This is a genomic window from Microbacterium sp. TPU 3598, assembly GCF_002356155.1.
Taxonomy (GTDB): Bacteria; Actinomycetota; Actinomycetes; order Actinomycetales; family Microbacteriaceae; genus Microbacterium; species Microbacterium maritypicum_A.
In genome coordinates this window covers 2,948,887-2,965,692 of sequence record NZ_AP017975.1, presented here as the reverse complement: position 1 = coordinate 2,965,692, position 16,806 = coordinate 2,948,887, and the positions used below count along the sequence as shown (strand labels likewise).

Here is a 16,806-nt window from a genome sequence, read left to right as displayed (position 1 = left end):
CCCTGGCCGTCAAGTTGCCGGATGGCTCCGGAGCGTCTAACATAGATCTTTGGTGCTTTGTGCCTTGATTCGGCGTGTCCGGCGGTGCAGCACCACAAACCAATCACCCACCGCAGATCGACCGATCTGCAGAAGCGTCAGCGAGGCTATGGCTAAGAAAGACGGTGTCATCGAGATCGAGGGCGTGATCTCCGAGGCTCTGCCCAACGCGATGTTCCGCGTTGAGCTCAGCAACGGACACAAGGTCCTTGCAACGATCTCCGGCAAGATGCGGCAGAACTACATCCGTATCATCCCCGAGGACCGTGTGGTCGTGGAGCTCAGCCCCTACGACCTGACCCGCGGCCGTATCGTCTACCGCTACCGCTGATCGGTCGAGAAGTAACGGCCTGCCCCTGCCCGGGGCGGTACGAAGACAGCGAACAGGAAACATCATGAAGGTCAACCCCAGCGTCAAGCCCATCTGCGATCACTGCAAGGTGATCCGCCGTCACGGCCGCGTCATGGTGATCTGCAAGAGCAACCCGCGTCACAAGCAGCGCCAGGGCTGAGTCCCTGGCGGGCCCGCCGGTCTGATCGACGGGCCCGCGCTGCGCGGCATCGCTCACGCACATCTCACAACTGAAAACACAACGGCAGGATCAGAACTCGCGGAAGCGGGGGACACCTCGGGGCGGAGGCCCGGGCACCGATCCTGTTCCACACCTCCACAACACCCAGGAGAACCGCATGGCACGTCTTGCCGGCGTTGACATCCCGCGCGACAAGCGCGTGGTGATCGCCCTTACCTACATCTACGGCGTCGGCCGTACCCGCTCGGTCGAGATCCTCAAGGCGACGGACATCGACGAGAGCATCCGCGTGAAGGACCTCAGCGACGACCAGCTGATCGCCCTCCGCGACCACATCGAAGGCAACTACAAGGTGGAGGGTGACCTGCGCCGCGAGGTTGCAGCAGACATCCGCCGCAAGGTCGAGATCGGCTCCTACGAGGGCATCCGCCACCGTCGTGGTCTCCCGGTCCGTGGTCAGCGCACCAAGACCAACGCCCGTACCCGCAAGGGCCCGAAGCGCACCGTCGCAGGCAAGAAGAAGGCCCGCTAAGCGCGGCCCCAGGGACTAGGAGAACACTTTCATGGCTGCACCCAAGGCCGCCGCGCGCAAGCCGCGCCGCAAGGAAAAGAAGAACATCGCGCTGGGCCAGGCCCACATCAAGTCGACGTTCAACAACACGATCGTCTCGATCACCGACCCGTCCGGCGCCGTCATCGCCTGGGCATCGTCGGGTGGCGTGGGCTTCAAGGGCTCCCGCAAGTCGACCCCGTACGCCGCAGGCATGGCCGCCGAGTCGGCTGCCCGCCAGGCTGCGGAGCACGGCGTCAAGAAGGTCGACGTCCTCGTGAAGGGTCCGGGCTCCGGCCGCGAGACCGCGATCCGCTCGCTGCAGGCCGCCGGCCTCGAGGTGGGTTCGATCCAGGACGTCACCCCGCAGGCGCACAACGGCTGCCGTCCGCCGAAGCGTCGCCGCGTCTGATTCGCGTGTCGAGCCGCTCGGTCCCTTCGTGGTCTGAGCGGCTCGACGCCCGCGTGCGGGCATCGACTTCCACAACTCAAAACCTCACCCCACCACATGTCATATAGCGGGCATGTGATCGAAAGGAACACAGAGTGCTTATTGCACAGCGTCCCACACTGACCGAGGAAAAGATCGTCGAGAACCGTAGCCGGTTCATCATCGAGCCTCTGGAGCCCGGCTTCGGTTACACGATCGGCAACGCGCTGCGTCGCAGCCTGCTGTCGTCGATCCCCGGTGCTGCTGTCACCAGCGTTCGCATCGACGGCGTGCTGCACGAGTTCAGCACCATCCCCGGCGTGAAGGAGGATGTCACCGAGATCATCCTCAACATCAAGCAGCTCGTCGTCTCGTCGGAGCGCGATGAGCCCATCACCGCGTACCTGCGCAAGACCGGTGCGGGCGAAGTCACCGCCGCTGACATCTCGGCTCCGGCCGGTGTCGAGGTGCAGAACCCCGAGCTCGTCATCGCGACGCTGAACGACACCGCGAAGTTCGAGCTCGAGCTCACCATCGAGCGTGGCCGTGGCTACGTCTCGGCGACGCAGAACCGCAACGAGTACGCCGAAGCCGGTCAGATCCCGATCGACTCGATCTACTCGCCGGTCCTCAAGGTCAGCTACCGCGTCGACGCGACCCGTGCCGGGGAGCGCACCGACTTCGACAAGCTCGTCCTCGACGTCGAGACCAAGTCGGCCATCAGCCCCCGCGACGCCGTCGCTTCGGCTGCGAAGACGCTCACCGAGCTGTTCGGTCTCGCCCGCGAGCTGAACGTCGAGGCCGAGGGCATCGAGATCGGCCCGGCGCCGGTGGAGGCAGTGAACTCCAGCGAGCTGTCGATGCCGATCGAGGACCTCGACCTGTCGGTCCGCTCGTACAACTGCCTGAAGCGTGAGGGCATCAACACCGTTTCCGAGCTCGTCGCCCTGTCGGAGACGCAGCTCATGAACATCCGCAATTTCGGCCAGAAGTCGGTCGACGAGGTGCGCGACAAGCTCATCTCGCTCGGTCTGTCGCTCAAGGATTCGGTGCCCGGTTTCGACGGCGCCCACTTCTACGGCGGCAGCGAAGACGAGTCCTTCTGATACCCGACCTTTCTGACCAGGAGTTAGACGATTATGCCCAAGCCCACTAAGGGTCCCCGCCTCGGAGGCGGCCCCGCACACGAGCGCCTGATGCTTGCCAACCTCGCGGCGGCGCTCTACACCCACAAGTCGATCAAGACGACCGAGACCAAGGCCAAGCGCCTTCGTCCGCTCGCCGAGCGTCTGATCACCTTCGCCAAGCGTGGCGACCTGCACGCGCGTCGTCGCGTGCTGTCGGTCATCGGTGACAAGGAAGTCGTGCACGTCCTGTTCTCCGAGATCGCGCCGCTCGTCGCTGACCGTGAGGGCGGCTACACCCGCATCACGAAGGTCGGCAACCGCAAGGGCGACAACGCGCCGATGGCCGTGATCGAGCTCGTCCTCGAGCCCGTCACCCCGAAGGCGAAGTCGACCAAGAAGGCTGCTGCTCCGAAGGCCGAGAAGGCCGAGAAGCCGGCTGAGGTCGTCGAGGAGGCTCCCGCTGAGGAGGCTCCCGCCGACGAGACCGTCGAGTCCGGCGCCGAGTCGCAGGCCGAGGGCGAAGCAGCCGAGGCTGCCGCCGAGGACGCTGTCGAGAAGAAGTCCGAGTAAGCACTTCGCTCACGAAGAAGCCCGCCACCCCGAAAGGGATGGCGGGCTTCTTCGTGTACCCGGTGACGTCGTCAGCGGGTACGCAGATCCTTGCGCAGGATCTTCCCCGAGCTCGACTTGGGGATCACATCGATGAACTCCACCTGGCGTACCTTCTCGTGCGGCGCGACATGCGAGGCGACGTGGGCCATGACCGCCTCGGCATCGAGTTCGGCTTCCGGCTGGCGTACGACGAAGGCCTTGGGCATCTCCTGGCCGTCCTCATCGAGTGCGCCGATCACGGCGGCATCCGCGATGGAGGGATGCTCGAGCAGCACGGCTTCCAGCACGGCCGGAGCCACCTGGTAGCCCTTGTACTTGATGAGTTCCTTGAGCCGGTCGACGATACGGTAGATGCCCTCATCGGTGACGGTGGCGACATCACCGGTGTGCAGCCAGCCGTCGGCATCGAGCATCTCTGCCGTGGCGTCCGGGCGGTTGAGGTAGCCGACCATGACCTGCGGTCCCCGCACCCACAGTTCGCCGGGCTCGCTCGCGCCCTCTGCCGGCACTGTGACGTCTTCGCCCGAATCGGGATCGACGAGCCGTGCTTCGGTGTTCGGCACGAGGGGCCCGATGGTCGAGCGGTCGATGTCGGTGCGTGCCTCGGAGATGAGGTTGACCGCGGGGCTGGTCTCGGTCATGCCGTACCCCTGGGTCACGATGCACCCCAAGCGGTTGGCCACCGCCGAGGCCAGGGCGCCGTCGAGAGGAGCGGCGCCGGAGAAGATCACCTTCACGGCGGAGAGGTCGTACTGGTCGACGATCGGATGCTTCGCGAGCGCGACCGCGATCGGGGGAGCGACGAACACCCAGGTGGTGCGGTGCTCGGCGATGATGCGCAGGAACTCGGGGAGGTCGAACTTCGGCATCGTGACGAGCCCGGCCCGTTGACGCAGCGCGAAGTTCAGCAGTACCGTCATGCCGTAGATGTGGAAGAAGGGCAGGACGGCGAGCACCCGGTCACTGGCATCGACGCCGAGGACCGGACGGCACTGCGACACGTTGGCCACCAGGTTGCGGTGCGTGAGCATGACGCCCTTCGGGCGGCCGGTCGTTCCCGAGGAGTAGGGGAGGACGGCGAGATGGGTCGCCGGGTCGAATGTCACGTCCGGTGCGGGGTGCCCTTCGCTGAGCAGCGCGGGGAGGGACGGGTGGCCCTCGGCGCCGTCGAGAACGATCACGTGGTCGGCGTCGAACCCGAGCTTGTCCGCGGCGGCCTGTGCGCCGGGAAGCAGAGGGGAGACCGTCACGAGCCAGGTCGCTCCGGCGTCGGTGAGCTGGTTCGCGATCTCGTCGGCGGTGTAGAGGGAGTTGATGGTGGTGGCCGTCGCCCCCGCGCGGAGGATGCCGTGGAAAACGGTGGCGAAGGCCGGGATGTTCGGACAGAGGACGCCGACAGTGGTGCCCACCCCGACTCCGCGTGCCGCGAGGGCGCCGGCGAAAAGGTCGATCTGTCCGACGAGCTGCCGGTAGGTGGTGGTCGCCCCGCTCATCCCGTCGACGAGGGCGATGGTGTCGAGTTCGGCTTCGGAGAGATCGCCGAACAGGAACTCGTGGATGGAGACCTCGGGGATCTCCACATCGGGATAGGTACTGCGAACCATGAGATCTCCTTCGATCCGGGCAGGCTGACGACGACGTCGAATGCGATCCAGTGTCGCACACAATGGCACTGCGTCCCAGGGGTGACGGGCCTCAGACGGCGTCGTTCGACCGGTAGCGGGTACTCGGGCGGCCCTTGGTCGAGTAGTCGAGCGTGCGGGTCGCTCGGCCGGAGCCGGCGAGATGCTCGAGGTAGCGGCGGGCGCTGACGCGCGAGATCTCGAGGTCGTCGCCGATCTCGGTCGCCGAAGCGTCGGGGCGCGCAGCGAGAGCTGCGCAGACACGATCGAGCGTCTCGGCGCTCAGTCCCTTGGGGAGCCCGAGTCGCTGTCGGAACGCGATGATCGCATCCGCGGCCTCGACCCGTCGCACCACGTCATGCAACTCGGTGTGATCGCGCAACAGCAGCGTCGCTCCGATGCCTTCGCCGTCTGCCTCGCTTCCGGTGCTGCGGGCGACGAGCACGTGCGCCCCGACGATCACCGGCCGGCCGGCGGACTCGCCCTGCCGGAGCACCGTGGCGAGCTCTGTGCCCAGGACCTCGGCGGCGGGTTCGCCGTCGAGATCGGCGGCATCCCTGTCGAGGAATCGGGCGGCGGCGTCGTTGACGAGCGTGATCCGCCCGGTGCCGTCGACCGTGATGACCCCTTCGCTCAGACCGTGCAGCGTGGTCTCCTGGTTCTTCACGAGAGCGGCGATCTGGTGGGGTTCGAGACGGTAGATGCGCCGCCGGATGATGGAGGTCACCCACGCCGAGCCGAACACCCCGAGAACAGCAGCCGCCAGCATCGCCGAGATCAGCCAGACGAGATTGGCCGAGAACTCCTCGTTCAGCTCCGACTCGAGAATCCCGACGGATGCGGTGCCGATAACGTCGCCCTCATCGTCGCGGATGGGGACCTTGACCCGCCACGACGTGCCGAGCGTGCCGGTCTGCGTGCCGACGTAGATCTCGCCGGCGAGGGGGATCGACGGGTCGGTGGAGACCTTCTCGCCGATGCGCTCCGGATTCGGGTGCGAGTAGCGGATGCCGTCTTCGTTGGCGACGACGACGTAGGCGAGATCGGAGGCCTCGCGGATGACCTCGGCGATCGGCTGGATGGCTGCGGAGGGCTCGGCATCGTCGAACGCCGCGTGCACCGTCGGGAGCGCGGCGATCGACTGGGCCACGGCCTGCATCCGGTCCTTGTACGCCTCGCGGAGAGCCTGCTCCTGGAACGCGCCGGCCACGATGCCGGTCGCCAGGGTCACCAGGAACACGATCAGCGCCTGCAGCACGAGCAACTGCACGCGGAGCGTCATCTTCGAGGCCACCTGCTCATTCTGGCCCTTCGGCGAGTGCGGTGCGAGCGGGCGGGAGCGCCGCTCGTGACCAATAGTTCCGAAACTCCGACCAATGGTTTCCGAAGCTGGAGCAGGCGCCGCTCCCCCTCCAGGGTGGAGCCACAGCACCACGAACGCTCAAGGAGGAGCGCACATGAAGAACGCACGCATCGCAACCCTGGCCGGGCTGGCCGCGGTCGCAGCCCTCACCCTCACCTCGTGCGCGGGAGGCAGCGCAGCGACCGACGACGGCGGAGGGGAAGCAGAAGCCGCCACCGTCACCGACGTCTCGATCGTGGTCCCGGCGGATCCCGGTGGGGGATGGGATCAGACGGGCCGGGCGCTGTCGCAGGTGCTCACGCAGGACGACCTCGTGGCCTCCGCCCCCGTGACCAACGTGGGCGGTGCCGGTGGCACGGTCGGCCTCGCCCAGCTCGCCAACGAGAAGGACCCGAACACGCTGATGGTGATGGGCCTGGTCATGGTCGGAGCGGTCGAGACCAACGCCTCGGCCGTGCGGATCGAGGACACCACACCGATCGCCCGACTCACCGACGAACCGCTCGTCGTGGTGGTGCCGGCCGACTCGAAGTACGACACGCTCGAAGACCTCGTCGACGACGTCGTCGACAACGGCCAGGCGGTCACGATCACCGGCGGCTCGGCGGGCGGCGCCGACCACATCCTCGCCGGTCTCATGCTCGAGGAAGCAGGACTCGACGGGGCCGAGATCGCCGAGAAGCTGAACTACACGCCGAACTCCGGCGGCGGCGAGGCCGTTCCGCTGCTGATCGGCGGCAAGGTCGCCGCGGGCATCTCGGGCGTCGGCGAGTTCGCGCAGCACATCGAGAGCGGCGCGCTCAAGGCTCTGGCTGTCTCGAGCGATGAGCCGGTGTCGCAGCTCCCGGATGTCCCGACCATCACCGAGGAGGGGTACGACGTGGTCCTGACCAACTGGCGCGGCGTGATCGCCCCCGGTGGCATCTCCGACGGCGAGAAGGACGAGCTGGTGCGCGTGATCACCGAACTGCACGAATCCGAGGCGTGGACGGAGCAGCTGGAGACCAAGGGGTGGACCGACGCGTTCCTGGTCGGCGCGGAGTTCGATGACTTCCTCACCGGGAACATCGAAGAGGTCACGGCGACGCTGAAGAACATCGGTCTGGTGCAGTGACATGACGGTCCCCGCCTCATCGGGGATCGAGGAGCAGGGGGTGCGGGTCGACCACGATGGTCGACCCGCACGCCGCTCTCCCTCCGTCCCCCTCGGCGAGCTCGTGTTCGCCGGAATCATGGTCGCGCTCGGCGTCTTCGCCGTCGTCGGCATCTTCCTGATCCACGTCCCCGTCGGGATGAAGGCCGGTCCGACGGTCTTCCCGATCTTCGTCTCGGTCATCCTGCTCGCCTCGGCCGTCGCCGTTCTCATCGGCGTGCTGCGCGGGGAGCGCGGCGGTGCGGAGGAGGCGGAGGACATCGATGAGAGCCTGCCGACCGACTGGGTCACCCTCGCCAAGCTGGCCGGTCTCGTCGTCGCGCACCTGCTCTTGATCGAGCCGCTGGGGTGGGCGCCGGCGGCCGCTCTGCTGTTCGGCGGGGTCGCGTGGTCGCTCGCCGCCAAGCGGTGGTGGATGGCGTTCCTGATCGGCATCGTGGTCGCGCTCGTGATCCAGGTCGTCTTCGGCGGTCTGCTCGGCCTGTCGCTGCCCTGGGGCCCTGCTCTCGGCTGGCTCGGAAGGATGTTCTGATGGACAGTTGGACCCTGCTCCTGGAGGGCTTCGCGACCGCGCTGCAGCCGCAGTACCTCGCCTTCGCCTTCCTCGGCGTCCTCGTCGGCACCGCGGTCGGGGTGCTCCCGGGCATCGGCCCCGCGATGACGGTGGCGCTGCTGCTTCCCCTCACCTACACGCTCGACCCCGCAGCGGCGTTGATCACGTTCGCGGGCATCTACTACGGCGGCATGTACGGCGGCTCGACGACGAGCATCCTCCTGAACACACCGGGGGAGTCGGCCTCGATAGTCACAGCGATCGAGGGCAACAAGATGGCCAGGATGGGGCGGGGCGCTGCCGCGCTCGCCACCGCCGCCATCGGGTCCTTCATCGCCGGCACCCTGGCGACGCTGGGCCTCACGCTGCTCGCACCGCTGCTCGCGCAGTTCGCCGTGAACCTCGGGCCCGCCGACTACGTGGCCCTCATCGTCATCGCGTTCATCACGGTCGGCGCGCTGATCGGCAGCTCGATCTCGCGCGGCATGCTCTCGCTCGGCGTCGGCCTCTTCCTCGGGCTGGTCGGCACCGATTGGCTCTCCGGCCAGCAGCGCTACACGCTGGGGCTCCCGGCGCTGTCCGACGGCGTCGACATCGTGCTGGTCGCCGTCGGCCTGTTCGCGGTCGGGGAGACGTTCTACATCGCCGCCCGGTTGCGGCACGGCGGGGTCGACGTGATCCCCGTGACCCGCGGGTGGCGCTCGTGGATGACGAGGTCCGACTGGCGGAGGTCCTGGAAGCCGTGGCTGCGCGGCACGGCGATCGGCTTCCCGATCGGCACGATCCCCGCCGGCGGTGCGGACGTCGCCACGTTCCTGTCGTATGCGACCGAGCGCAAGCTGTCGAAGCACCGCGACGAGTTCGGCCGCGGTGCGATCGAGGGCGTCGCCGGTCCGGAGTCGGCGAACAACGCCGCGGCCGCCGGAGTGCTGGTGCCCCTGCTCACGCTGGGCCTGCCGACGACGGCGACTGCGGCGATCATCCTCACAGCGTTCCAGTCGTACGGCATCCAACCGGGACCGCTGCTGTTCGAGAGCCAGTCGAACCTGGTGTGGGCGCTCATCGCGAGCCTCTACATCGGCAACGTGATCCTGATCGTGCTCAACCTGCCGCTCGTGGGCATGTGGGTGAAGCTGCTGCAGATCCCGCGGCCGTATCTGTACGCGGGCATCCTCCTGTTCGCGGTGTTCGGGGCATACGCACTGCACAGTTCGCCGTCGGACATCGTGATCCTGCTGATCGTCGGCATCCTCGGCTACTTCATGCGCAGGTACGGCTATCCGGTCGCGCCGCTCGTGGTCGGCATGATCCTGGGGCCGATGGCCGAGGAGCAGCTGCGCAAGGCGCTGCAGCTGAGCCAGGGGGATCTGAGCACGCTCGTCATGCAGCCGTTCGCGGCGATCGCCTACGGGGTGCTCGCCCTGCTGATCGTCGGCGGACTCTGGTTGCGGCGTCGCCAGCGCCGGTACGAGCAGGCGCTGACCGCGTCGATCGCGGTGCCGATCAAGGCGGACTCCGAGGTCTGATCCGCGACGCGGGTTCGAGAGGGGAGGAGGCCGCGAGTAGGCTGATCCGGTGAGTGACGTACAGGCCCCCGCACGAGGGCCTCGCGCCTACGCGGCGTTCATCGGCATCGGCCTTCTCGCCGGCCTCCTCTCCGGACTCTTCGGCGTGGGCGGTGGCACGGTCATCGTTCCGCTTCTCGTGCTCCTGCTGCACTTCGATCAGCGCCTCGCGGCAGGGACATCCCTCGCGGCGATCGTGCCGACGGCGAGCGTCGGCGTCATCTCCTACGCCACGACCGGGTCTGTCGCCTGGATCCCCGCGATCATCCTCGCCGCCGGCGCCGTGGTGGGTGCGCAGATCGGCACACGGCTGCTGCCGCGCATCTCGCAGACCGCCCTGCGCTGGGGTTTCGTCGGCTTCCTGCTGGTCGTGATCGTCAGCCTCTTCCTGGTCATCCCCTCGCGCGATGCCGCGTTCGAACTGTCCTGGCTGACAGGTATCGCCCTCGTCGGCGTGGGCATCGGCACCGGCATCCTCGCCGGGCTCATCGGCGTCGGCGGCGGTGTGATCGTCGTGCCCGTGCTGATGCTGGCGTTCGGCACCAGCGACCTGGTCGCCAAGGGCACGTCGCTGCTCATGATGATCCCGACGGCGATCTCGGGCACCGTGGGAAACCTCCGCAACCGCAACGTCGATCTGCTCGCCGCGCTGCTCATCGGCGTCTCCGCCTGCACGACGACGGCGCTCGGGGCATGGTTGGCGACGATCGTCGATCCGACTCTCGGCAACATGCTGTTCGCGGCATATCTGGTCGTGATCGCGGTGCAGATGGCGATCAAGGCGGTCAGAGGGCGCAAGCGGGCCTGAGCGTGTCCGGATGAAGGGATCTTCATCCACGGCTCATCTGCCCATCATGATCGACGGGCATCATGGGGTCATGTCCACTCCACGACGCCTTCTCGTCACCGGCGCCCTGATCGCGATCCCGGTCGCCTTCGCGGTCGGAAGCGTCGTGCTGGCGCAGATGCCGCCCTCGCCGCGGATCCCTACCGAACCCGTGTCGGTGCAGCTCGCGCCGCCGGTGCCGAGCGAGGCGCCTGCGCCCGCGCCCGCGCCTGCGCCGGCACCTGCGCCTGCGCCGGCACCTGCGCCGGCCCCTGCCCCGGCACCGGTACCTGCGCCTGCGCCCGCCCCACCCGCTGGCGACGACGACGATGACGGTGGCGGCGATGATGACTGACGCCCCTACCCTGCCCCTGGATCTCGACGAGAGCGCCACGCCGCACGCGCCGACGCGTGCGGCGGCGCAGGGCCTCGCGGCCACCGGTGCGCCGCTGCGCACCTTGCGCCGCCGCACTCTGCCTGCCCGCTGGCGTATCACGCTGTGGATCATCCTCAGCACCGCCATCACGCTCCTCGCCGTCGGCATGGTCGGCCGCAGCATCTTCCTCGCCGGTGTGGAGCAGTCGGCCAACGCCGAGATCGAGCAGGAGGCCTCTGAGTTCTCCCGATTCGCGGAGGATGCCGCGGCCAGTGGTCACACCACGGCCGAGGAGCTGGTCAGCGAGTACGTCGCCCGCCAGTCCGTGCACGAGAACGAGGTCGTGATCGCCACCGTCGAGGGGGCAGTGATCGCGGTCGCGAACGGCCGGGTGCAAGCGACGGATGCCTCCGCGCTCGCTGCAGTGCCGGGCGGCGAGGCGCTCGTGAACCGACTGCTCGATGAGACGTCGGCGTCCGGCTCGATGGATGCGCCCGACGTGGGCCCCCTGCGCTGGGGTCGGTTGGAGTTCACCACCGGTGATCGCGGTGGCGCGGTGCTGATCGTGCAGTACACGCAGGAGGCGCGCTCGCAGGTCGACGCGGGATTCGCCACGATCGCGTGGGTGGCGCTGATCGGGATCCTGCTCAGCTCCGGCGTCGCCTGGCTCGTCGCCGGGCAGATCCTGGCTCCCGTGCGAGAGGTGTACCGGGTCGCCCGCGACATCGGAGAGCACGACCTCTCGGCGCGCGTGCCGGTCGAGGGCACCGACGACATCGCGGCCGTGGCCACGACCTTCAACCAGATGCTCGACCGCCTCGAGGCCGTGCACGCGACGCAGCAGCGGTTCGTCGACGATGCGGGACACGAGCTGCGCACGCCGATCACCATCGTCCGCGGCCAGTTGGAACTGCTGAGCGAAGACCCGGAGGAGCGTGCGGCGACCCTGCGTCTCGTCAGCGACGAGCTCGACCGGATGAGCCGCATCGTCACCGACCTGCTCGTGCTCGCGAGGGCCGAGCAGCCCGACTTCGTGCGGGTCGCGAACTGCGACACCGCCGCCCTCACCCTCGACATCGAGGCCAAGGCGCAGAACCTCGGAGATCGTCGCTGGCAGCTCATGGAGGTGGCCGAGGGGACGGCGGCGCTCGATCCCCAGCGGGTGACCCAGGCCGTGCTGCAGCTCGCGGCGAACGCGGTGCAGGTGACCGAGACAGGTGACCGCATCCTCATCGGTTCGCGCTTCGACGGCGAGGGGAGCGAACGGCGGCTGCGGCTGTGGGTGCGCGACTCCGGTCCCGGGGTCGCCGTGGCCGACGCCGAGCGCATCTTCGAGCGCTTCGCCCGCGGAGACAGCTCCGGTGCGCGACGAGGGTCGGGGCTCGGGCTCGCGATCGTGCGGGCGATCACCGATGGACACGGCGGTTCAGCCTGGGTCGACAGTGTGTTCGGAGAAGGTGCCACGTTCGGCATCGACCTTCCGGCACCCACCACCACGCGGTTCGACACCGCGGCAGAGAGGAGCGAGTGAGATGCGCAGCATCCTCATCGCGGAAGACGACCCGCACATCACCTCGTTCGTCCGCCGGGGCCTGCGCGCGGCCGGCTACGAGACCGCCGAGGCGGCCGACGGCCACACCGCGCTGCTGATGGCACGCAGCGGCATGTTCGATCTGGTGCTGCTCGACATCGGGCTCGGCGGCATGGACGGTTTCGACGTGCTCGCCAACCTGCGCGGCGAGGGCGTCGCGACACCGGTCATCATCCTCACCGCCCGTGACTCGGTCATCGACACGGTGCGGGGCTTGGAGAGCGGGGCGAACGACTACGTCACCAAGCCGTTCCAGTTCGCCGAGCTCATCGCCAGGGTGCGGCTGCGGATCGGCGACGGCGAGGGACGCGCGGCCGGCCCCGTGCTCACCCACGGCGATGTGCGGGTGGATGTGCGCGCCCGCACGGTCACGGTCGACGGCGACATGCGCGAGCTCACCTCGCGGGAGTTCGCCCTGCTCGAGGTGTTCCTGCAGAACGCCGGCCAGGTGCTGTCGCGCGACCAGCTGATCGGGCACGTGTGGGGGATGGACTTCGATCCGGCCTCCAACGTGGTCGACGTGTACGTGCGGGCACTGCGCGGCAAGATCGGTGTCGATCGCATCGAGACGGTGCGCGGGGCGGGATACCGATTCCGATGAGTGACCCCACCCATACCCATACAGAGAACGCGAGCCGGGTGGCCGAGCCGTCGGCGATCGAGCGCACGCGATTCTCGACGATGCCGCCGCAGCGCCCGACCCCGTTCACCGGTCGCAACTCGGCCGGACGTGGCTTCGCGGTGCGCCGGCTCGGGCGCGGGCGCATCCTCAGTCTCATCGCCCTCGGACTCGTGCTGATCGCGGGGCTCGCCATGGCGCTGTCGTCGCTGTCTCAGGGTGCCGGCCCCAGCCGGGTGACCATGCCGATCGCCGTGACTCTCACCGTGTTCCTGCTCGCGGTGTGGGCGTGGACATCCACCGGCCTCGATGACACGCTCGTCGCCTTCCTCGCCGCGATCGCCCTGATCGTCACCGGCGTGCTGCCGGCGAGCGACTTCTTCGCCTCCCTCGGCGACGAGACGATCTGGCTGCTCATCGGCGCGTTCGTGATCGCCTCCGCAGTGTCGTCCTCCGGCCTCGCTCTGCGCGGTGCCTCGCATCTGCTGCGGTTCGCACGCGGGCCGCGGAGCCTGTTCCATCTGACGACCGTCGCCCTCACGCTCACCGCCTTCGCCGTGCCCGCCACCTCCGGGCGCGCCGCGCTCGCCGTCCCCGTGCACGCGGCGGTCGCGGCCGCGCTTCCCGGACGCGAGCGGGTGATCCGCGCCCTCGCCCTGCTGATGCCGACCGTGGTCCTGCTCTCGGCCGTCGGCTCGCTGCTCGGCGCGGGGGCGCACATCGTGACGGATCAGCTGCTGCGGGCCGCGGGCGAGCAGGGCTTCACGTTCCTGAGCTGGCTCTGGCTCGGGCTGCCCCTCGCCGCGGTCTCGTCGCACCTGGCCTGCGAGCTCATCCTCTGGCGCTTCACCCGCCGCGACGACCGCAGCACGCCGCTGCGGATGAGCGCGACGGATATCGGCCGCTCCGCATCGACCGCCGTGACCGGGCCGCTCAGCACCATGGAGCGACGCGCTGGCGTGCTGCTGGGCGGTGTGGTCCTCCTCTGGGCCACGGAACCGCTGCACCATCTGTCGCCGGCACTGGTCGCCCTCATCGGAGCCGTCGCCGCCGTGACGCCCGGGATCGGCTGCCTGACCTTCCCCGCCGCGATCAAGCGCGTGCCGTGGTCGCTGCTGCTGTTTCTCGCCGCGACTCTCGCGCTGGCATCCGCGCTCACCAGCACGGGCGCCGCCGCCTGGTTGAGTTCGTCGGCGCTCGCCCCGCTCCGGGGGCTCGGCGCCGCGGGAGCCGTCGCGTTCGTGCTCGTGGTCATCGCGATCTCGACCGCCGCGCACCTGCTGATCCCGTCGCGGTCGGCCCGCTCCGCCGCGATCGTCCCGGTCGTGATCGCGCTCGCTCCCGCACTCGGCGTCTCCCCGATGGCGGCGGCGTTCGCCTCGACCGCCGCGGCCGGGTTCTGCCACACGCTCCCCAGTTCGGCGAAGCCGGTCGCCATGTTCGCCGACCCCGACATCGTGAGCGGGGGCTTCACCCCGCTGGACCTGCGCCGGCTCTCGGTGCTGCTGGCACCGGCGATGTTCGTGCTCGTGGCCGTCTTCGCCCTGTGGGTGTGGCCTCTGATGGGGCTGCCGCTGCTGCTCTGATCCGCGGCCCCGGCCCATCCCACACCCGCTTCACTCCGCGTGCGCCGCCGGTGCACCGGTGCTCGTCGTGCCCGCACACCGGGCGCTCGTCGCCCGTCTCGGGCGCAGAAGGAGGAATCATGTCGATCCACACCCCGCAGCGCATCCTGGTCGCACCCAGTGGCTTCAAGGAGAGCCTGAGCGCCGAGGCCGTGGCCCAGGCCATCGCCGCCGGCGTTCGTCGGGTCATCCCCGGCGTGCAGGTGGACGAGTACCCGGTGCCGGACGGAGGAGAGGGCACGGCCGCCGCGCTCGCCGCGGCGACCGGAGGAGAGCTCATCCCGGCACGGGTGACGGGCCCCGTCGGCGAACCGGTGGACGCGCACTGGGCGCGGCTCGGTGGGCACGCCATCGGGACCGCCGTGGTCGAGATGGCGTCGGCGGCGGGTCTGCGGCTCGTGCCGCGCGATCGCCGGGACCCGGGGGAGACGACGACGCGCGGCGTGGGCGAGCTGATCGCCTCTGCACTGGACGCCGGTGCGGAGCGGATCGTGGTCGGCTGCGGCGACTCCGGCACGAGCGACGGCGGTGCCGGGGCGCTCGAAGCGCTCGGCGTGCGCATCCTCGACCGAGACGGTGTGCCGATCACCGCGGGCGGGCGGCATCTCCGCGATGCGGTGCGCCTCGATCTCGCGGGTCTTCATCCCCGCATCGGCGAGGTCGAGATCGTGCTCGCCTGCAACATCCACAACGTCCTGTGCGGACCGCGCGGCGTGGCCAGGGTGTTCGGTCCGCAGAAGGGGGCGACGTCCGAGCAGGTCGAGGAGCTCGCGGACGCCCTCGACGTCTGGGCCGGTCTGCTCGAGGAGCAGAGTCCGTTCGGAGCGGGGATGGATGTGCGCACCGGCGGCGGCACCGGCGCCTCTGGCGGGCTCGGAGCGGGTCTTGCCGCCGTGCTCGGTGCGCGTCTCGCCCCGCGTTTCGAGGTGCTCCTCGACAGCGGGCTGCTGCCCGAGCCCCTCGATGAGCTGATGGCGGTGGCCGATCTCATCATCACCGCCGAAGGGGCGATCGACTTCCAGACGCCTCGGGGCAAGGTGCCGGCCGAGATCGCGATGCGCGCCAGAGTCGCCGGCGTGCCGGTGCTCGGCATCGCCGGATCGCTGGGTGTCGGCGCGCCGACCGTGCATGACATCGGCATCGACGCGATCGCCTCGATCATCACCGTGCCGATGCCCCTCGAACAGGCGGTGGAACACGGTGAGGCACTGCTGCGCGACGCCGCGGAGCGCAGCATGAGGATGGTGCTGCTCGGATCGGCGATGTCCGCACGTGCGGCCTGAACTCCCGGGAGCCGACCCGCGGCCTGGTTCGCCGCCACCCCTCGGTAGGATCGAGGGGTGGCAGTGAACCAAGATCTGGTCGGCCGGGAGTTCCCGCCGACGGCCCCGTACCTCGTCGGCCGCGAGAAGGTGCGCGAGTTCGCTCGTGCCGTCTTCGCCGACGCCCCGCAGCACACCGACCTGAAGGCGGCCCGCGCGGCGGGCTTCTCCGACGTCGTGGCGCCGCCGACCTTCGCGATGGTCATCCAGGACCTCACGCTCCAGCAGCTCCTGGGGCAGGAGGATTCCGGCATCGTGCTCGCGCGCACCATCCACGCCGAGCAGCGCTTCACCTACACGCGCCCCATCGTCGCGGGCGACGAGCTCACCGCGCAGCTGCGCGTCACCGGCATCCGGATGATGGGCGGCAACGCGATGATCACCAGCGAGGCCGAGATCACCGACCCCGCGGGTGCTCACGTCGTCACAGCCACCAGCGTGCTGCTGGTCGGTGCCGAGCCGAGCGCGGATGAAGGAGAGGCCGCCTGATGGGCTACACCGTCGGAGACGTGCTCGCCGAGCGCACCGTGCACCTCACCCGCGAATCGCTGGTGCGTTACGCGGGAGCGTCCGGTGACTTCAACCCGATCCACTACCGCGATGATGTCGCCGCGTCCGTCGGGCTTCCCGGCGTGCTCGCGCACGGCATGCTCACGATGGGCATCGCCTCGTCGGTGGTCGTCGCGGCGCTCGACCCGGCCACCCGCATCCTCGACTACGGCGTGCGCTTCACCAAGCCGGTCGTGGTCGACCCCGACGAGGGCGCTGACGTCACCGTCGTCGCCACCGTGGGTGCCGTCGACGACGAGGCCGCGCGCATCGACTTCAAGGTCACATTCGGCGAGACCACCGTGCTCGTCAAGGCGCAGCTGCGCATCGCTGTCTGATGAGGGCGAGCTG

Annotated in this window: 19 protein-coding genes; 17 read left to right on the top strand and 2 right to left on the bottom strand. The window is 69.1% G+C overall.

The annotated features are described in order from the left end of the window. Window positions 1-148: 148 nt before the first annotated feature. The 6 genes from infA (at window position 149) to rplQ (ending at window position 3,249) form a co-directional block, all read left to right on the top strand. Window positions 149-370 carry a translation initiation factor IF-1 gene (infA, locus tag MST3598_RS14090; protein ID WP_017201569.1) on the top strand — a complete coding sequence of 74 codons (222 nt, stop codon included), beginning with the start codon at window positions 149-151 and terminating at the stop codon, window positions 368-370. Window positions 371-434: 64 nt separating this feature from the next. Then, complete coding sequence (gene rpmJ / locus MST3598_RS14085; protein ID WP_005050492.1) at window positions 435-551, top strand: 50S ribosomal protein L36; 117 nt, start codon at window positions 435-437, stop codon at window positions 549-551. 178 nt (window positions 552-729) lie between these two features. Continuing rightward, window positions 730-1,104: a 30S ribosomal protein S13 gene (rpsM, locus tag MST3598_RS14080; protein ID WP_017201568.1), complete on the top strand. Its 375-nt coding sequence runs from the start codon at window positions 730-732 to the stop codon at window positions 1,102-1,104. A 31-nt stretch (window positions 1,105-1,135) separates the two neighbouring features. Beyond that, on the top strand, window positions 1,136-1,534 hold the full coding sequence (rpsK, locus tag MST3598_RS14075; RefSeq protein WP_017829189.1) for a 30S ribosomal protein S11: 399 nt from the start codon (window positions 1,136-1,138) through the stop codon (window positions 1,532-1,534). A gap of 134 nt (window positions 1,535-1,668) precedes the next feature. Beyond that, window positions 1,669-2,658, top strand: coding sequence for a DNA-directed RNA polymerase subunit alpha (locus MST3598_RS14070; protein ID WP_021201111.1), 990 nt, complete (start codon window positions 1,669-1,671; stop codon window positions 2,656-2,658). 33 nt (window positions 2,659-2,691) lie between these two features. Next, the gene (gene rplQ, locus MST3598_RS14065) at window positions 2,692-3,249 is read left to right on the top strand and encodes a 50S ribosomal protein L17 (RefSeq protein ID WP_029258206.1); all 558 of its coding nucleotides are present in this window, start codon (window positions 2,692-2,694) and stop codon (window positions 3,247-3,249) included. A gap of 71 nt (window positions 3,250-3,320) precedes the next feature. Here the strand turns inward: rplQ and MST3598_RS14060 are convergent, their stop codons facing one another. Together MST3598_RS14060 and MST3598_RS14055 are read right to left on the bottom strand one after the other, a co-directional pair. After that, window positions 3,321-4,895 (bottom strand): AMP-binding protein, encoded by a 1,575-nt coding sequence (locus MST3598_RS14060; RefSeq protein WP_029258205.1) that lies wholly within the window; start codon window positions 4,893-4,895, stop codon window positions 3,321-3,323. A 91-nt stretch (window positions 4,896-4,986) separates the two neighbouring features. Continuing rightward, window positions 4,987-6,207 (bottom strand): PAS domain-containing protein, encoded by a 1,221-nt coding sequence (locus tag MST3598_RS14055; RefSeq protein WP_036271429.1) that lies wholly within the window; start codon window positions 6,205-6,207, stop codon window positions 4,987-4,989. Window positions 6,208-6,370: 163 nt separating this feature from the next. On the opposite strand from MST3598_RS14055, the gene MST3598_RS14050 reads away from it, so the two are divergent. From MST3598_RS14050 to MST3598_RS14000, 11 genes are all read left to right on the top strand, one after another. Next, the gene (locus MST3598_RS14050) at window positions 6,371-7,390 is read left to right on the top strand and encodes a Bug family tripartite tricarboxylate transporter substrate binding protein (protein WP_029258203.1); all 1,020 of its coding nucleotides are present in this window, start codon (window positions 6,371-6,373) and stop codon (window positions 7,388-7,390) included. A gap of 1 nt (window position 7,391) precedes the next feature. Beyond that, a complete protein-coding gene (locus MST3598_RS14045) occupies window positions 7,392-7,961 on the top strand; it encodes a tripartite tricarboxylate transporter TctB family protein (protein WP_231494414.1) in 570 nt (189 codons plus the stop codon). Continuing rightward, the gene (locus MST3598_RS14040; protein ID WP_029258201.1) at window positions 7,961-9,508 is read left to right on the top strand and encodes a tripartite tricarboxylate transporter permease; all 1,548 of its coding nucleotides are present in this window, start codon (window positions 7,961-7,963) and stop codon (window positions 9,506-9,508) included. The genes MST3598_RS14045 and MST3598_RS14040 overlap by 1 nt, the downstream gene beginning before the upstream one ends. A gap of 49 nt (window positions 9,509-9,557) precedes the next feature. After that, window positions 9,558-10,355, top strand: coding sequence for a sulfite exporter TauE/SafE family protein (locus tag MST3598_RS14035; RefSeq protein ID WP_017829181.1), 798 nt, complete (start codon window positions 9,558-9,560; stop codon window positions 10,353-10,355). A gap of 70 nt (window positions 10,356-10,425) precedes the next feature. Beyond that, entirely contained in the window at window positions 10,426-10,728 is a 303-nt protein-coding gene (locus tag MST3598_RS18600; protein WP_197703111.1) for a hypothetical protein, read from the top strand. Next, a complete protein-coding gene (locus tag MST3598_RS14025) occupies window positions 10,721-12,280 on the top strand; it encodes a sensor histidine kinase (RefSeq protein WP_081860095.1) in 1,560 nt (519 codons plus the stop codon). Before MST3598_RS18600 ends, MST3598_RS14025 begins: the two co-directional genes overlap by 8 nt. Before the next feature lies 1 nt (window position 12,281). Then, entirely contained in the window at window positions 12,282-12,941 is a 660-nt protein-coding gene (locus MST3598_RS14020) for a response regulator transcription factor (protein WP_029258937.1), read from the top strand. Beyond that, window positions 12,938-14,545 (top strand): SLC13 family permease, encoded by a 1,608-nt coding sequence (locus MST3598_RS14015; RefSeq protein ID WP_197024841.1) that lies wholly within the window; start codon window positions 12,938-12,940, stop codon window positions 14,543-14,545. Before MST3598_RS14020 ends, MST3598_RS14015 begins: the two co-directional genes overlap by 4 nt. Before the next feature lie 119 nt (window positions 14,546-14,664). Continuing rightward, window positions 14,665-15,867: a glycerate kinase family protein gene (locus MST3598_RS14010; RefSeq protein WP_029258935.1), complete on the top strand. Its 1,203-nt coding sequence runs from the start codon at window positions 14,665-14,667 to the stop codon at window positions 15,865-15,867. A gap of 57 nt (window positions 15,868-15,924) precedes the next feature. Then, window positions 15,925-16,395, top strand: coding sequence for an FAS1-like dehydratase domain-containing protein (locus MST3598_RS14005; RefSeq protein ID WP_017829180.1), 471 nt, complete (start codon window positions 15,925-15,927; stop codon window positions 16,393-16,395). Then, complete coding sequence (locus MST3598_RS14000; RefSeq protein ID WP_029258934.1) at window positions 16,395-16,793, top strand: MaoC/PaaZ C-terminal domain-containing protein; 399 nt, start codon at window positions 16,395-16,397, stop codon at window positions 16,791-16,793. The genes MST3598_RS14005 and MST3598_RS14000 overlap by 1 nt, the downstream gene beginning before the upstream one ends. Window positions 16,794-16,806 lie beyond the last annotated feature (13 nt).

Excerpts from the sequence above, each read along its gene's own strand:
- MST3598_RS14015 (WP_197024841.1), top strand. The coding sequence starts at position 12,938 with ATGAGTGACCCCACCCATACCCATACAGAGAACGCGAGCCGGGTGGCC.
- rplQ (WP_029258206.1), top strand. The coding sequence starts at position 2,692 with ATGCCCAAGCCCACTAAGGGTCCCCGCCTCGGAGGCGGCCCCGCACAC.
- MST3598_RS14000 (WP_029258934.1), top strand. The coding sequence starts at position 16,395 with ATGGGCTACACCGTCGGAGACGTGCTCGCCGAGCGCACCGTGCACCTC.
- MST3598_RS14060 (WP_029258205.1), bottom strand. The coding sequence starts at position 4,895 with ATGGTTCGCAGTACCTATCCCGATGTGGAGATCCCCGAGGTCTCCATC.
- MST3598_RS14040 (WP_029258201.1), top strand. The coding sequence starts at position 7,961 with ATGGACAGTTGGACCCTGCTCCTGGAGGGCTTCGCGACCGCGCTGCAG.
- MST3598_RS14010 (WP_029258935.1), top strand. The coding sequence starts at position 14,665 with ATGTCGATCCACACCCCGCAGCGCATCCTGGTCGCACCCAGTGGCTTC.
- rpsM (WP_017201568.1), top strand. The coding sequence starts at position 730 with ATGGCACGTCTTGCCGGCGTTGACATCCCGCGCGACAAGCGCGTGGTG.
- MST3598_RS14020 (WP_029258937.1), top strand. The coding sequence starts at position 12,282 with ATGCGCAGCATCCTCATCGCGGAAGACGACCCGCACATCACCTCGTTC.
- MST3598_RS18600 (WP_197703111.1), top strand. The coding sequence starts at position 10,426 with ATGTCCACTCCACGACGCCTTCTCGTCACCGGCGCCCTGATCGCGATC.
- rpsK (WP_017829189.1), top strand. The coding sequence starts at position 1,136 with ATGGCTGCACCCAAGGCCGCCGCGCGCAAGCCGCGCCGCAAGGAAAAG.
- infA (WP_017201569.1), top strand. The coding sequence starts at position 149 with ATGGCTAAGAAAGACGGTGTCATCGAGATCGAGGGCGTGATCTCCGAG.
- MST3598_RS14050 (WP_029258203.1), top strand. The coding sequence starts at position 6,371 with ATGAAGAACGCACGCATCGCAACCCTGGCCGGGCTGGCCGCGGTCGCA.
- MST3598_RS14025 (WP_081860095.1), top strand. The coding sequence starts at position 10,721 with ATGACTGACGCCCCTACCCTGCCCCTGGATCTCGACGAGAGCGCCACG.
- MST3598_RS14045 (WP_231494414.1), top strand. The coding sequence starts at position 7,392 with ATGACGGTCCCCGCCTCATCGGGGATCGAGGAGCAGGGGGTGCGGGTC.
- rpmJ (WP_005050492.1), top strand. The coding sequence starts at position 435 with ATGAAGGTCAACCCCAGCGTCAAGCCCATCTGCGATCACTGCAAGGTG.